13 protein-coding genes are annotated in these 14,054 nt (G+C 68.9%); 6 read left to right on the top strand and 7 right to left on the bottom strand.

Annotated elements, in window-relative coordinates:
- Positions 1 to 5: 5 nt before the first annotated feature.
- Positions 6 to 710: a hydrogen peroxide-dependent heme synthase gene (gene hemQ, locus ACKOQ4_RS10025; RefSeq protein ID WP_526291357.1), complete on the top strand. Its 705-nt coding sequence runs from the start codon at positions 6 to 8 to the stop codon at positions 708 to 710.
- Complete coding sequence (locus ACKOQ4_RS10020) at positions 707 to 2,974, top strand: putative bifunctional diguanylate cyclase/phosphodiesterase (RefSeq protein WP_526291355.1); 2,268 nt, start codon at positions 707 to 709, stop codon at positions 2,972 to 2,974. Before hemQ ends, ACKOQ4_RS10020 begins: the two co-directional genes overlap by 4 nt.
- On the opposite strand, the gene ACKOQ4_RS10015 is transcribed toward ACKOQ4_RS10020, so the two are convergent.
- From ACKOQ4_RS10015 to ACKOQ4_RS09995, 5 genes are read right to left on the bottom strand one after another with little or no spacing between them, the layout of a single operon-like run.
- Positions 2,971 to 4,380, bottom strand: a complete 1,410-nt coding sequence (locus ACKOQ4_RS10015) for an HNH endonuclease signature motif containing protein (RefSeq protein ID WP_526291353.1) — start codon at positions 4,378 to 4,380, stop codon at positions 2,971 to 2,973. The two genes, ACKOQ4_RS10020 and ACKOQ4_RS10015, sit on opposite strands and share 4 nt — an antisense overlap.
- Positions 4,381 to 4,411: 31 nt before the next feature.
- Complete coding sequence (msrB, locus tag ACKOQ4_RS10010; RefSeq protein WP_526291351.1) at positions 4,412 to 4,828, bottom strand: peptide-methionine (R)-S-oxide reductase MsrB; 417 nt, start codon at positions 4,826 to 4,828, stop codon at positions 4,412 to 4,414.
- The gene (gene aftC, locus ACKOQ4_RS10005; RefSeq protein WP_526291471.1) at positions 4,825 to 6,054 is read right to left on the bottom strand and encodes an arabinofuranan 3-O-arabinosyltransferase; all 1,230 of its coding nucleotides are present in this window, start codon (positions 6,052 to 6,054) and stop codon (positions 4,825 to 4,827) included. The genes msrB and aftC overlap by 4 nt, the downstream gene beginning before the upstream one ends.
- Before the next feature lie 54 nt (positions 6,055 to 6,108).
- Entirely contained in the window at positions 6,109 to 7,677 is a 1,569-nt protein-coding gene (locus ACKOQ4_RS10000) for an alpha/beta fold hydrolase (RefSeq protein WP_526291349.1), read from the bottom strand.
- Positions 7,678 to 7,709: 32 nt separating this feature from the next.
- Positions 7,710 to 8,471 (bottom strand): pyrimidine reductase family protein, encoded by a 762-nt coding sequence (locus ACKOQ4_RS09995; RefSeq protein ID WP_526291347.1) that lies wholly within the window; start codon positions 8,469 to 8,471, stop codon positions 7,710 to 7,712.
- On the opposite strand from ACKOQ4_RS09995, the gene zapE reads away from it, so the two are divergent.
- A complete protein-coding gene (gene zapE / locus ACKOQ4_RS09990; RefSeq protein ID WP_526291345.1) occupies positions 8,470 to 9,543 on the top strand; it encodes a cell division protein ZapE in 1,074 nt (357 codons plus the stop codon). The genes ACKOQ4_RS09995 and zapE overlap by 2 nt on opposite strands.
- Here zapE and ACKOQ4_RS09985 read toward each other — a convergent pair.
- Positions 9,540 to 10,070, bottom strand: a complete 531-nt coding sequence (locus tag ACKOQ4_RS09985) for a GNAT family N-acetyltransferase (protein ID WP_526291343.1) — start codon at positions 10,068 to 10,070, stop codon at positions 9,540 to 9,542. The genes zapE and ACKOQ4_RS09985 overlap by 4 nt on opposite strands.
- Positions 10,071 to 10,396: 326 nt before the next feature.
- Here ACKOQ4_RS09985 and ACKOQ4_RS09980 point away from each other — a divergent pair, with 326 nt between their 5' ends.
- The 3 genes from ACKOQ4_RS09980 to ACKOQ4_RS09970 are packed head-to-tail and all read left to right on the top strand — an operon-like array spanning position 10,397 to position 13,573.
- Complete coding sequence (locus ACKOQ4_RS09980; RefSeq protein ID WP_526291341.1) at positions 10,397 to 12,235, top strand: AMP-dependent synthetase/ligase; 1,839 nt, start codon at positions 10,397 to 10,399, stop codon at positions 12,233 to 12,235.
- Positions 12,236 to 12,263: 28 nt separating this feature from the next.
- Positions 12,264 to 13,064 carry a 1-acyl-sn-glycerol-3-phosphate acyltransferase gene (locus tag ACKOQ4_RS09975; protein WP_526291339.1) on the top strand — a complete coding sequence of 267 codons (801 nt, stop codon included), beginning with the start codon at positions 12,264 to 12,266 and terminating at the stop codon, positions 13,062 to 13,064.
- A gap of 20 nt (positions 13,065 to 13,084) precedes the next feature.
- On the top strand, positions 13,085 to 13,573 hold the full coding sequence (locus ACKOQ4_RS09970; protein ID WP_526291337.1) for a hypothetical protein: 489 nt from the start codon (positions 13,085 to 13,087) through the stop codon (positions 13,571 to 13,573).
- A 103-nt stretch (positions 13,574 to 13,676) separates the two neighbouring features.
- Here the strand turns inward: ACKOQ4_RS09970 and ACKOQ4_RS09965 are convergent, their stop codons facing one another.
- Positions 13,677 to 13,982 (bottom strand): hypothetical protein, encoded by a 306-nt coding sequence (locus tag ACKOQ4_RS09965; RefSeq protein WP_526291335.1) that lies wholly within the window; start codon positions 13,980 to 13,982, stop codon positions 13,677 to 13,679.
- Positions 13,983 to 14,054 lie beyond the last annotated feature (72 nt).

Below are 14,054 nucleotides of genomic sequence, written 5' to 3'. Positions count from 1 at the left end.
TTGCCATGGCGCGACTGGATTACGACGCTCTCAATGCCACCGTGCGCTACGTGATGTTCTCGGCTTTTGCGGTGCGTCCCGGGGTGCTGGGCTACGACGAGGATTCCCGTGCCGCGGTCGCCGACGAGACCGCGATGTTCCTCAAGCAGCAGGAGGAGCGCGGTGTGGTGGTCCGCGGCTTCTACGACGTGGCCGGAATGCGGGCCGATGCGGAGTTCATGATCTGGACCCACGCCGAACATGTTGAAGCCCTGCAGGGGACCTACAGCGACTTCCGGCGCGCCACCGCCCTCGGCCGGGCGTGCAACCCGGTGTGGAGCAGCGTCGCTCTGCACCGGCCGGCGGAGTTCAACAAGAGTCACGTGCCGGCGTTCCTGGCCGGCGAGGAGCCCGGCAACTACGTCTGCGTCTACCCGTTCGTCAGGTCCCTGGACTGGTACCTGCTGCCCGACGACGAGCGACGCAAGATGCTGGCCGACCACGGCATGGCCGCCCGGAGTTACAAGGACGTGCGGGCCAACACCGTTCCGGCCTTCGCGCTCGGCGACTACGAGTGGATCCTGGCTTTCGAGGCTCCCGAGCTGCACCGCATCGTGGACCTGATGCGCGACCTCCGGGCGACGGAGGCGCGCCGGCACGTGCGCGAGGAGATCCCGTTCTTCACCGGCCCGCGGGTGGGTGTCGAGGAGCTTGTCAGCCGGCTGCCGTGACAGCGCCGACGCCTTCAACCCGCCGGGTCGCCGTAGCGGCCGCCGTGGTGTTCGCGGTCTTCACGGGGTGGCTGCTCAGCGGAGTGTCGCAGGGTTACGCGCTGAAGGCGATCGACGACATCGCGCTCGTCGCGGTGTCGGTTCCGGCTCTGGTCTTCGCCGTCCTGGCGGCCCGTTCGACGCAGGGCCGCCTGCGTGCGGGGTGGTCGTGCCTGGCGGCCGGGCTGACGGTGTGGACGATAGCCGAGGTGCTGTGGACCTACTACGAACTCGTGCTGCGGGAGGTCCCCTTCCCGTCGCTGGCCGACGTGTTCTTCCTGCTGTTCCCGATCGGCGCGGGAGCCGCCCTGCTGCTGTTCTGGAATCCCCGCAGAGGCGAGTCGCGCGGGCGGATCCTGCTGGACGCGCTGATCGTGGCCGGTTCGCTGTTCATCGTGTCCTGGTTGCTCGTCATGAGCCGGCTCAACGAGACGCGCGAGGCCAGCACACTGGAATTCATTCTCTCCCTTGCCTATCCGGTGACCGACCTGATCCTGCTGACAATGTCGGCTGTGGTCCTGGTCAGCGCCCAGGCCCCGCAACGACTGTCGATGACGCTGCTGACCGTGGGCCTGGCGTGCATGGCGATCGCCGACAGCGGCTATGCCTACCTCTCCGCCCAGCGCGAGTACGTAAGCGGAGACCTGATCGACATCGGCTGGGTGGCCGGGCTGCTACTGCTGACGGTGGCCGCGGCCGCGGGCAGGGACGCGCCGCCGCACCGGTTCCAGGCGGCCGACATGCCGGGCTGGGCCTCGGTGTGGCTGCCCTACGCCCCGCTGATGCTGGCGGCCGGGGTGCTGGCGATCAGCCCTCCCGAACAGTCCTCGGCGGGGCCGGTGCTGGCCGTCGGCCTGGTTCTGGTGTTCACCGTCCTGGGCCGGCAGTTCCTGGCGGTCCGGGAGAACCGGCGGTTGCTAGCGGTGGTCGCCGATCAGGCGCTGCGCGATCCGCTCACCGGACTCGCCAACCGGGCGTTGTTCGGCGACCGGCTCAACCACGCGATGACCCTGCGCGCGCGTGACGGCCAGTCCCTGGGTGTGCTGGCGATCGACCTCGACGAGTTCAAGCTGGTCAACGACACACTCGGGCACGCCGCCGGCGACGAGTTGCTGGTCGCCGTCGCCGACCGGTTGCGCGGCGCCGTCCGCGCCGGTGACACCGTCTCCCGGCTCGGCGGGGATGAGTTCGGGGTCATCCTCGAGGGCGCACCGCACACCGCCGAGCCCCTCGCGCGCAAGGTGGCCGAAGCGTTCAATGCGCCGTTCGTCATCGACGGACATGAGGTGATGGTGCGGCCGAGTGTCGGCTTCGCCGTCGCGCAGACCGCCGGCCCCAGAACCGGGCGCGAAGTCGAGGATCTGCTCAAGCGCGCCGACGAGGCGATGTACGCGGCCAAGCGGTCCCGGGCGGACCGGTCGACGCTGTGGCGATCGCAGGAGAATCCGTCCGCCGGGGATGAACTGCTGGCCGAACTGCGGGATGCCGTTGAGCAGCAGAAACTGACCATGGTCTACCAGCCCAAGTTCGACCTGAAGAGCTCGGGCCTGGTGGGAGTGGAGGCGCTCCTGCGCTGGCCGCGCCAGGAAGGGGAACTACTCGGCCCCGACGAATTTCTGCCGATGGTCCGGCGGCACGGACTGATCGGGCCGGTCACCGACTTCGTGCTCACCCGGGCACTGGACGACGCGGCACGCTGGTACGCGGCCGGCGCGCAGGTTCCGGTCGCGATCAACCTGTTCCCGCCGTCGCTGGCCATGCCGAACCTGCCGGAGCGGATCAGGCGGGAACTGGCGGACCGGAACCTGAGTCCCTCGGCGTTGACCGTCGAGATCACCGAGGACATGGTGCTGGACAACCTCGCCCGCACCCGCACCGTCCTGAGCGAACTACGCGGACGCGGAATCCTGGTTGCCATCGACGATTTCGGCAGCGGCTACTCGGCGCTGAGCTACCTGCGCGACCTTCCGGTCGACGAGGTCAAGCTGGACCGGGACTTCATCGCGCCGATCACGCGTGATCCGCGGGCGGCGGCGGTGGCCCGCGCGGTGATCGACGTTGCCCGGGTTCTGTGTCTGACCACCGTCGCCGAGGGCGTCGAGGACATCGAGACGGTGAACTGCCTGAGGGAGTTCGGCTGCGACTTCGTGCAGGGCTACTTCTACAGCCAGCCGTTGACCGCTGATCAGGTGCTCGAGCTGGCGAGGCATGAAGTGCACGCCTAAAAAGGCGGATCCTCGGCGTCGGGATTGGGGATCGCCGACGACCGCAGGCCCAGTCTGATCCGGCGGTTGCGGGAGCGTTCGGCGCTGATGCGGTGGGCGCGGTTTGCCGAACGGGTGGTCTTCCGCCGGGGCATCATCGCGGTCCGCTCGCCGGCTCCGGTTGGTCTCGTCAGATCGGGAAAGAGCAGGGCGCTGCCCGGCCTGGTGACACAGGTCTGTCCGCCTGGAAGCCTCCAGATCACGGTGCCGTCCGGGAGCTGGAGGTCCTGCCAGCCCCAGAACGTTTTCAATAAGTGATGAAAACGGCAGAGCGCCTTGGTGTTTGACGCGCATGTGGCGCCCCGGGGATAGGGGATGGTGTGGTCGAGGTCGCAGTCGATCGCCGGCCGGTCACACCCCGGTGCCCGGCAGGTCAGGTCCCGGGCTCGGACGAAGTCGGCCAAGGCCTTAGAGGGCCGGTAGCCGGGCTCGGGGGCATCCTCGGCGGGATGGATCAGGGGTCGGAGCTTGGCGGTGGCCGCCAACTCGCGTAGCACCTCCGCGGAGATCAGGCTGTCCGCGCCCATGAGATAGGCCGGCCGCTGTGAACGGCCCTCCAGAGAAGCCTGCTCGGCGACGACGTGGATGACCACCCCGGAACGGGTGGGTGCGACTGCCGGGCACTGGGACTGTCCGCAGCGGCACATCAACCTGTCGCCACCGGTAGCCAGGACGCCCATTGCATCAGCTCGCCGGTTGTCGCGTGAGCGGGGATCGGCCGTGCAGACGGTATCGGCCAGTTGATCGAGACGTTTGTCGAGCAGATGGGCGTCGGCGCTGAACAACCGTCCGGAAACGTCAGCCGTCCCGTCCTTGTTGTCCCAGATCGTGACGTCGCGGCCGCGGGCACGCTCGCTGGTCCGCCGGACGGCATCCGGATCGTAGGCGGCGATGATGCCGTCGATCTCCCGGCTCAGCCTGGTACGGCTCATCGACGGCCGGCCCACCGCCCACTCGGCGATGCGTTCATCGACGACTGCCATCACGGCGTCGTCGGTGATCAGGTCGGTGCGGTAGACGATGGCTTGGAAGGCGGACATGTCGATGTCGCCCGCGGCGAAAACCGCGGCCACTCCGGGCAGTCGGCCCATGGCCCGGGCGTAGCTGATGTAGCTGCCCGCCCTGCCCACGCTGATGCGCAGGGCGGCGGCGATCTCGGCACCGGTGGCGGCCCAGGTGTCCACCGCCCAGTGCTCCTCCTCGCCGCGCTCGAGGCGCCTCATCTCGAACAGTTCCCCGATCAATCCGAGCCGGCGGGCGGCGGCCCGGTTCTCCGAGCGGCCCGCGTCGCAGATGCCCTCGATGATTGACCTCGACCCGGGGGTATCGGGCGGATCCCAGTGCTCATGGATCGCAGTATCGAACATGTGTTCGATTATGGCCCACGGGTCCGACAGATCAGGGCGTTGTGTCCGGAATCAGATTCAGTGAGATGGAGTTGATGCAATACCGCTGGTCGGTCGGGGTCGGGTAGCCCTCCCCGCTGAAGACGTGGCCGAGGTGGCTGTGGCAGGCGGCGCACAGCACCTCCACCCTGCGCATGCCCATCGAGTCATCCGTTCGCAGGATGACCGCCTCGGAGTCGGCCGGGTCGAAGAACGACGGCCATCCGCAGTGCGACTCGAACTTCTCCGTGCTGCGGAAGAGTTCGGCGCCGCACGCGCGGCACTGGTAGACGCCGTCGGTCTTGGTGTCGGTGTACTCGCCGGTGAACGGCGGCTCGGTTCCGGCCTGGCGCAGCACATGGAATTCGGCCGGGGACAGCCGCCGGCGCCACTCGTCGTCGGACAGCTGAAGCCTGGGTGTCGTGCTCACGCGTCAACGCTAGCGCGGTCCGCGGGTGGACGGCGAGTCATCCACGCGGGGTCGATCCCGTCGTCGAGCCGGTCGTCGGAGCGTGCGTCGAGGTAGCGGAAGTAGAGCACGCAGAACACCACGATCAGCATCAGCGACCAGCCGTAGGTGATCTTCATGTATTCCAGGAAGCGGCCGGTGGTGGGCCAGCGCCACATCAGCCAGCGGTCCAGCGTCAAGAACCCGTAGGTGGCAAGCCAGGCCGGCCAGTTGCGCAGCACCGAGTTCGGCAGCACGACCGTCATCAGGAACGGGAACAACATCATCGAGTAGTAGCCCTGTGCCAGCGACAGCACCAGCCACGAGGCGATCAGTAGCACGCCCGAGGAGGTGAGCATCCAGAAGAACGGATCGCGCTTGGCGTAGTAGCGGTACAGCAGCCACAGGCTGCCGACGGCAAGGGCGAGGAACATCAGCCGAAGCGCCGTGATGAGCCACATCGGAAGTCCGTAGTACACCCCGTTGCCCAGCACCGAGGAGTTGAAGTAGTCCCGGGTGGACAGGATGTAGGGCAGCGTGCGGTGGATGAAGCTGCCGCGGTCGACCACCAGCGGCCAGGCCACCACATTGAACGCGACCGGCATCGCCACCGCCGCGATCAGTGCCCGCCACTGCCGGTTGAGCAGCGGCAGCAGCAGCAGAACGGCCAGCACCGGTTTGACCACCAGAGAGAGCCCGATAGCTATGCCCGCCAACCACTCCCGGCTCACCCGGCCGTCGAGCAGCCAGCGGAAGAACAGCACCTCGCACAGCAGGATGCAGCCGTTGATGTTGGTGAACACCAGAGTGTTGGTCACCGACTCGGTGACGAACGTCGCCGCCAGCAGGGCCGGCAGCGCAACCGAACTCAGCGCGAACTTGAACAGGCGCACCAGCAGGCAGCAGGCGGCGATGATGGCGACGGTGTTGAGCACGATGAACCAGTTGCGGGCGGCGAAGATGCTGTCGAAGTAGCCGAACGGGGCCATCAGCAGGGTCCCGCCGGGCGGGTAGAGGTAGTGCGGGTCGACCTCGACGAAAACGTCGGTGTAGACGGGTTCGCCCGCGCGGAAGTGCCGCAGCGCCCAGTAGACCGGCGCCCAGTCATCGGTGATGTAGCCATTGGAGGTCAGCACGTAACTGCGGTGGATGATCGACATGATCGCGATCGGCCACAATGCCGTCCGCACCACGTCCTGGGTGCTCATCGGGCCGTTTCGTGCCACGATCCGCACCGTACACCGGCCGGGCGGCCGCGCCGGTCAGGCGGGGCAGAAGGTGTCGGTCTGCGGCAGGGCGCCGCTGCCGAGGTAGGACAGCAACGGCGGCATCGCGCACGACGTGTAGATCATGGCGCCGTGACCGGTGCCCTGCCACATCACCCGTTTGCTGGTGGCGCCGGCGTTGAGCATCGTCGCCGCCGCCGCGGCCACCCCCTGCGACCCGGCGATCGGATCGTTCTGCACACCCAGCAGAAGGGCGTTCGTCTTGAGGTCCTTGGGATCCTTGGGTGCCGTGCCACTGGGCCAGTTGAGGCACTTCACCAGATTCAGCGCCGCCACCGTCCCGAACTGCGGGTAGGTCTTGCCCCAGGCGACGACGAGTTCGCGGACCCGGTCGGGGCTGGGCCGGTTGAGCGAGTCGCTGCAGGAGTTGACGAACTGGCCGTCGGTGCCACGCAACGCATTGGCCTGGTTGACCAGGCTGTTGAGTTGGTTGATGTCGCCGCCGCGGGCGGCTGCCAGCGCGTCGGCGAGTTTGACGGTGCTGGTGATCGGGTCACCGGAGGGATAGCCCAGCGCGGTGGTGATGGCGTCGGTCAGCACTGCCACCGACAGCCCGCCGGGTCCGCGTCCCGCCCGGGCGGCCGACAGCAGCGCGTCGACGGCGCCCTTCGGGTCGGGCCCGAGCACGCAGTTGGCCGCCGAGCACTGGGCGGCGAACGCGTCGAGGGAACTCTGCTGGGCCTTGACCTGATCCTCGGCGAACGCCTCGGCGCCGGCGCCGGGCGGGACGGGGGAGTCCAGCACCAGACGGGCGACCTTCTCCGGGTGCGAGCCCGCGTAGGCCAGTGCCACCTGGGCGCCGTTGCCGATGCCGACCAGGGCCAGCGCCGGGACCTCCCAGGTGCTGCGCAGACGCTCGAGGTCCTCGGCGGCGCGGGCGTTGTCGTAGGCCGAATCCCCCGGGGCCAGCGCGTCGGTGCAACCGGTCGTCGCCGTCAGCGTGGCCGCCCCGAGGTTGGCCACCGGGTCGTCGCCCGGATCGAACTGGGCCTGATCGCGCATCTGCTTGCGGTCGAACTCGTCGCGGCAGTCGATCGGGCTGGACAGTCCGATACCGCGACGGTCCACCGCCACGATGGGGTGCTGGGCCAGCACGTCGCCGCCCGAGCGGGTCAGCCAGACCGGAAGCTGCAGTGACGAGGGCAGGTCCGAGCCGGTGGTGAAGACCAGTGGCGAGGCATCCGGCGGGGTCTGCGCGGAACGGGCCCGCATGGCGCCGATGGTGACGGTGCCGGTGGCGCCCGTCACCGGGTCGAGATCGGCTTCGTACTCGGCGCACTCCAGCGAGACCCCGGGCATCGGCTTGGCGCCGGCATCCCTGAATCCCTTGGCGCTGCAGTTGTTCCACACCAGATCGCTTTTCGGTGCGAGGAACTCCGGTGCGCCCGCGGCGGAGTTGCCGGTCGTCGGGGCGGCGCCGGGGTTGCTCGCCGAATCGGTGGCGAACTTCGGGTTGGCGGCCAAACCGGGAGCGCAGCCGGTGAGAAACGTCAGCACCGCGACACCCGCGGTGACCGCGGTCCTGGTCCGAGCCTGCCGACGCATGCCCACCACAGTAGCGAGCCGCGGCCGGGACCTTAGTTCACGCGGACGTAGCGCGAGTAGAGGTAGCCCTCGTCATCGGCCAGCACGTGCGCCCGGCGCATCCGGGCGGGCAGGTCGGGTCCGCCGGAGGAGATCCTGGCGGCCGGGCCGCCGACCAGCATCGGGGAGGTGGTCAGGCACAACTCGTCGAGCAGCCCGGCGGCGACGAATGCACCCATCAGGCTGGGTCCGCCCTCGCAGAGCACCCGAAACAGTCCGCGCTCGGCCAGCCGTTCCACGAGCACCCCCAGATCGACCCGGGCCGCGTCGCGGCCCGAGCAGTCCACCACCTCGGCCGAAGCGCCCACCCGTTCACGCCCGGTTGTCACCGAATCGCCGCAGGTCATCACCAACGGCGGCGTCTCGCTTCCGGTCAGCACCGGCAGGTCGCGCTCGAGGGACGCCGAGCGGGTTACCAGCGCGATGGGCGGAACCTCGCTCTGACCGCGGGACTGCCGGCGCCGGCGCTGGGCCACCGTCATCCGGGCGCCGCCGTAGTTCTCGGCCCGGGCGGTGCCCGCGCCGACGACGACCACGTCGGACAACTCGCGCTGAAGCGCGAACAACCGGCGGTCGCCCGGACCGCCGAGGCCGCCCGAGGTGCCTCCGGTTGCGGCCGCGCCGTCGAGGCTGGCAATGGCGTTGCCCCGCACCACACGCCCGCCCGGATAGGCGTAGAGCCGCCGGAGGTCGTCGTCGCTCACCGGCGCCGAGCCCTCCAGCAGTTGCAGCCGGACTGCGTCGGCGTCGTCCATGACGACGATTGCAACACGGCGCCCGCGCGCGCGTCGATACAGTCCTGAAATGGCCGGGCATCTGGTGGACCGATACCCGACAGTCTCGCCGCAGCGGCTGATCGCCCAACTGGTGCCGCCGCCGACGTTCGCCGATGTGAGCTTCGAGAGCTACCGGCCGGATCCGCAGGAGCCTTCGCAGGCCGCCGCGGTGGTGTCGTGTGTGGGTTTCTGCGACGAGGCGGTTCGCCGCCGCGCCGGCCGGCGCAGGATGTTCGGCAAGCGTGAACCGCTGCCGGGTGTCGGGCTCTACCTCGACGGCGGTTTCGGGGTGGGCAAGACCCATCTGCTGGCATCGGCGTTCTGGCGGCTGCCCGACACGGCCGCGAACCCCAGGGCATTCGCGACCTTCGGCGAGCTGACCCAGCTGGCCGGGGTGTTCGGGTTCGTCGAGTGCATCGACCTGCTCGCCGACTACACCGTCGTCTGCATCGACGAGTTCGAACTGGACGACCCGGGCAACACCACACTGATCTCGCGGATGCTCTCGCAGCTCGTCGAGCGTGGCGTCTCGATCGCGGCCACCTCCAACACGCTGCCCGAGCAACTCGGCGAGGGACGGTTCGCCGCGCAGGACTTCCTGCGCGAGATCAACACGCTGGCAAGCATTTTCACCACCGTGCGGATCGAGGGGCCGGACTACCGGCATCGCGGTCTGCCGCCGGCCCCGCAGCCGTTGTCCGACGAGGAGGTGCGGGCGAGCGCCGGGCGGTTGCCCGGTGCCACGATCGACGACTTCGACGCGCTGTGCGCGCACTTGGCGACCATGCACCCGTCGCGCTATCTCACCCTGATCGAGGGGGTATCGGCGGTGCACATCACCGGGGTGCACCGCATCGAGGACCAGAGCGTCGCCCTGCGGCTGGTGTCGCTGACCGACCGTCTCTACGACGCGGGTATTCCGGTGGTGGCGTCGGGGGAGAAGCTCGACGCCATCTTCTCCGAGGAGATGCTCGCCGGCGGGTACCGCAAGAAATACCTTCGGGCCACCTCCCGGCTGCTGGCGCTGACCAGCGCCGGCGCCGCCGCCTAGAGTGCGCGCACCATCACGAAGTCGTCTTCGAGCGCCGAACCCAGCCTGAAGGTCCGCGTCCCCGCCACGGCGAATCCGTGCTTGCTGTAGAAGCGTTGCGCGCGCGCGTTGGTGCGGGTCACCCCGAGCCACACCGCCGCCGCCCCGTCGCCGGCGGCCCAGGAGATCCCGGACCGCATCAGCGCGCCGGCCGCCCCGGTGCCGTGGTGGCCGGCCGCGACGTACATCTTCGACACTTCCACGGCAGGACGGTGCGGGACCGCGCGGGCTATTCCGGGATCCTCGCCGATGCCGCGGACGAGCATGGTGTAGCCGACCATCCGGCCGTCGTCTGAGGCGATCAGCACGACTCGGTCGGGGTCGGCGAGATAGTCGCCGAAACATCGCGCCGACAGTTGCGCGCCGACGAACGCGGCGATGTCGTCGGCTGCCGCGGACGGCGGGCAGGCCAACGGGAACGTCGCCGCGGCGAGATCGGCGATTTCCGCGGCGTCCGCGCCGCCGGCGGGGGAGACCGAGATCGCCATCTCAGTCATGCTGGCACACCGGTGCGCCTGCGCCCGGGGCTCCCGGCCCGTCGCTAGCATCGGGCAGGTGTTGGCCGCCCTCGCCGCCGCAGTCCTCTTCGGTCTCCCGCCGGCCTCCCCGGGCCCGGTCGATCAGGGCTGTCCGATCGGTCAGCACGAAGACGCCCAGACCCCTGGTTTCCAGTGTGTGCCGGGGTGGTGCCCAACGGGCACGCTGCTGGACGGAGTCACCGGTACCTGCGTCGCCGCGCCGGGTGTCCCGCCGCCGGACCCCGATTAGGGGCGTCGCGTCAACCGGCCGGACGGGCGTTTCATAGACTCGGGCCATGGCAGGCCTGCATAAATCCCAAGAACGCCTCGACATCGGCAGGATCGACTCCCGGCTCGGCTCGGTTCCGGAGATGTTCCGCGCGCGTGTCGCGGCGACACCCACCGCCGAGGCGTTCCGCTACCCCAAGGGTGGCGGCTGGGAAGGAGTGACCTGGCAGCAACTGGGAATCCGGGTGGACAACATCGCCGCCGGGCTGGTCGCGCTGGGCATCCATCCCGAGGATCGGGTGGCGCTGGCCTCGGGCACCCGTTACGAGTGGGTGGTGGCCGACTTCGGGATCCTGGCGGCGGGCGCGGCCACCACCACCGTGTACCCGAGCACCAACGCCGAGGACGTCGCCTACATCGTGGCCAACTCGGGCAGCCGCATCGTCATCGCCGAGGACCAGACACAGGTCGACAAGCTGCGCGCCCACCGCGACGAGGTCCCGGCGGTGGAGAAGATCGTCGTCATCGACGGCGACGGCGACGGGGACTGGGTGATGACCCTCAAGGAACTCGAGGCGCTCGGTGCGGAGTTGCTCTCCGAGGAGCCCTCCACCGTCAGCGACCGGATCGACGCCATCCGCCCCGACCAGCTGGCCACCCTGATCTACACCTCCGGCACCACCGGAAAGCCCAAAGGCGTGCGGCTGCTGCAGCAGTCCTGGACCTACACCGCGGCAGCCATGGACGCCCTGGGCGTGTTGTCGGACAAGGATCTGAACTACCTGTGGCTGCCGCTGTCGCACTCCTTCGGCAAGGTGATGTTGGCACTGCCGCTGGCGATCGGCTTCCCGACGGTGGTCGACGGCCGGGTCGACAAGATCGTCGAGAACCTCGCCGTGATCCGGCCCACCATCATGGGTGCGGTGCCGCGCATCTTCGAGAAGGTGCACAGCCGCATCAACGAGACAATGGTCAAGGAGGGCGGGCTCAAGAAGAGCATGTTCGACTGGGCCATCGGCGTCGGCTTGCAGGTTTCCCGGGCCAAACAGGCCGGCGAGCGGGTCTCCCCGGTGCTGGCCGCCCAGCACAAGCTGGCCGACAAGCTGGTGCTGTCCAAGATCCGTGAACGCTTCGGGGGGCGTCTGAGGTTCTTCATCTCGGGGTCGGCCGCACTGGACCGCGAGATCGCCCAGTGGTTCGACGCCATCGGAGTCGTGGTCCTCGAGGGCTACGGTCTGACCGAGACTTCGGCGGCCTCCTCGATCAACCGGCCCACCGCCTACCGCTTCGGCACCGTCGGCTGGACGCTCCCGCAGACCGACGTCATGATCGCCGAGGACGGGGAGATTCTGCTCAAGGGTCCGGGCATCATGAACGGCTACCACAACATGCCCGAGGCGACCGCGGAGGCGATCGAGGCCGACGGCTGGTTCCACACCGGTGACATCGGCGAACTCGACGCCGAAGGCTTCCTGCGGATCACCGACCGCAAGAAGGACATGTTCAAGACTGCGCAGGGCAAATACGTTGCGCCGTCGGCGATTTCGGCCCACTTCAAGGGGATCTGCCCGTTCGCCAGCGAGATCATCGTCTACGGCGAGGGTAAGCCGTACTGCGTGGCGCTTGTCAGCCTGGACGCCGACGGCACCAGGGAATGGGCCGATTCGCACGGCTTGGGCGACAAGTCCTTCTCCGAGATCGCGCGGGACCCGAAGACCTACGACGCCGTCGCCGGATACGTCGAGGAACTCAACAAGCACCTCAACCGGTGGGAGCAGGTCAAGCGGTTCGCCATCATCGACCGCGAACTGACCGTGGAGTCCGGCGACCTGACGCCGAGCCTCAAGCTCAAGCGCAAGGTCGTGGTGGACAACTTCCACGACACGATCGACAGCCTGTACGCCTAGCCCGGCCGGCCGCCCGGACCAGGTCACGATGACATCCCAGGTCGGGCGGTGGGATCCCGGCCTGACTCGGCACGTCGCCGACCTGTTGCGCCCGGTGGTCAAGGTCTACCACCGTTCCCAGGTTCGGGGACTTGAACGCATCCCGCCGGGCCGATGTCTGTTGGTGGGCAACCACTCCGGTGGCCTGACGACCCCCGACTTCGCGATCTTCGCGGTCGACTTCTACGGCCGCTTCGGCTACCAGCGGCCGCTCTATGTGCTGGGGCACGACTCGCTCTTCCACGGCCCGGCCGCCGAGTTCCTCCCGCATCTGGGGATCATCCGGGCCACCCCCGAGCACGCCGCGGAGGCGCTGGCCGACGAGGCCGCGGTGCTGGTGTTCCCGGGCGGGGACCGGGAGGTCTACCGGCCGACCATGGTGGAGAACACCATCGACTTCGCCGGGCACACGGGCTATGTGCGCACCGCGGCGGCGGCGCGGGCCCCGATCGTCCCGGTGGTGTCGATCGGCGGCCAGGAGACCCAGATGTACCTGAGCCGGGGGACTTGGCTGGCGCGGGCTCTGCGACTGGACAAGCTGGAGCGCCGGTTACTGCACACCGACATCCTTCCGGTGTCCTTCGGATTCCCGTTCGGGCTCAGCGTGCTGGTTCCGGTCAACATGCCGCTGCCGTCGAAGATCGTCAGCCAGGTGCTGGACCCGATCGACGTCGTGGCCCGGTGGGGCCCCGATCCCGACATCGAGAAGGTCGACGGCCGGATCCGCAGGGTGATGCAGGCCGAACTCGACCGGATGGCCCGGCGCCGGCGGCTGCCGATCATCGGCTGACCCGTCGTACTGTTTGTGGCGTGCGGGTTTTAATCAGCTTGGTGATCGCCACCTGGGTGATGGCTCCCGGTGTTGCCCTCGCGGACCCGGTGCCCGACCAGACCCCGCCTCAGGCGGGCGCGATGTGCCCGGCGGAGTTCGACGGCGCCATGACGCTGTTGGACGACCAGACGACCTACGTGGCCTGCCGGCAGTCCGGGCCGGCCCACACCTGGGTGCCGGTGCAGACACCGTTCCCGCCCAACGACACCTGGCTGAGCTACGGACCGCCCATCACCCTGCACGGCCAGGGCATGCGCAATCCCGATCTGTCCTCCGGAGACTGGACGGCGACGCCGCTGGACCCCGAGTCGTCATGCCGTGTCACGCAGACCACCGTGGTGGAGGCAGGAGTACTGGCGCCGCCGCAGGTCCTCGAGGGCGAACCGGGCAGGCCCATGCAGGTCCGGATGCTGCCGAGTCTGTTCTACGCCGAACTGGCCGGCAATTGCCTGTGGGAGACGGCGTAGCGGGTCGGCCCGCCGAGCACGGGGGGATGGCACGACGGGCCGACGCGCCATCGTCGGTCAAACGGACTACACGCGCGGGGATATCGCCCTGTGGTGTCGCGCACTACTGACCGGTGACGACGTTGCCCGGCAGGGCGGTCGGTGCAGGGGGCGCCAGGACCGACGGCGTGAAGGAGTTCGGGCCGCCGGGTGTCAGCGTCGGCGCCTTCTCGGTCGGCGACGGCGGTTGCCCGCCGGGCTGCGGGGCCGGCGAACTGGCCGAGGGCGAAGGCATGCTCGAACTCTTGGCCGGTTCGGTCGGCTTCTCCTTGTTGTCCTTGCCCTCGTCCTTACCGCAGCCGGCCAGGGTCATACCGACCAGGGCTGTCGTGCCGATTGCCAGACCGATACCTCGGGTCAGGTTCCCCACGATGAACTCCTCCGTTCGAGTGACTGAGCGTCCCTACCATTCAACTCCAGCGATGGGCGGGGGGTAAGGGGG

It is taken from the genome of Mycobacterium sp. (assembly GCF_046095365.1).
GTDB lineage: Bacteria > Actinomycetota > Actinomycetes > Mycobacteriales > Mycobacteriaceae > Mycobacterium.
This window is presented reverse-complemented; position numbering and strand designations above follow the sequence as displayed.

Excerpts from the sequence above, each read along its gene's own strand:
- hemQ (WP_526291357.1), top strand. The coding sequence starts at position 6 with ATGGCGCGACTGGATTACGACGCTCTCAATGCCACCGTGCGCTACGTG.
- ACKOQ4_RS10015 (WP_526291353.1), bottom strand. The coding sequence starts at position 4,380 with ATGTTCGATACTGCGATCCATGAGCACTGGGATCCGCCCGATACCCCC.
- aftC (WP_526291471.1), bottom strand. The coding sequence starts at position 6,054 with ATGAGCACCCAGGACGTGGTGCGGACGGCATTGTGGCCGATCGCGATC.
- ACKOQ4_RS10000 (WP_526291349.1), bottom strand. The coding sequence starts at position 7,677 with ATGCGTCGGCAGGCTCGGACCAGGACCGCGGTCACCGCGGGTGTCGCG.
- zapE (WP_526291345.1), top strand. The coding sequence starts at position 8,470 with ATGACGACGATTGCAACACGGCGCCCGCGCGCGCGTCGATACAGTCCT.
- ACKOQ4_RS09995 (WP_526291347.1), bottom strand. The coding sequence starts at position 8,471 with ATGGACGACGCCGACGCAGTCCGGCTGCAACTGCTGGAGGGCTCGGCG.
- ACKOQ4_RS09985 (WP_526291343.1), bottom strand. The coding sequence starts at position 10,070 with ATGGCGATCTCGGTCTCCCCCGCCGGCGGCGCGGACGCCGCGGAAATC.
- ACKOQ4_RS09980 (WP_526291341.1), top strand. The coding sequence starts at position 10,397 with ATGGCAGGCCTGCATAAATCCCAAGAACGCCTCGACATCGGCAGGATC.
- ACKOQ4_RS09975 (WP_526291339.1), top strand. The coding sequence starts at position 12,264 with ATGACATCCCAGGTCGGGCGGTGGGATCCCGGCCTGACTCGGCACGTC.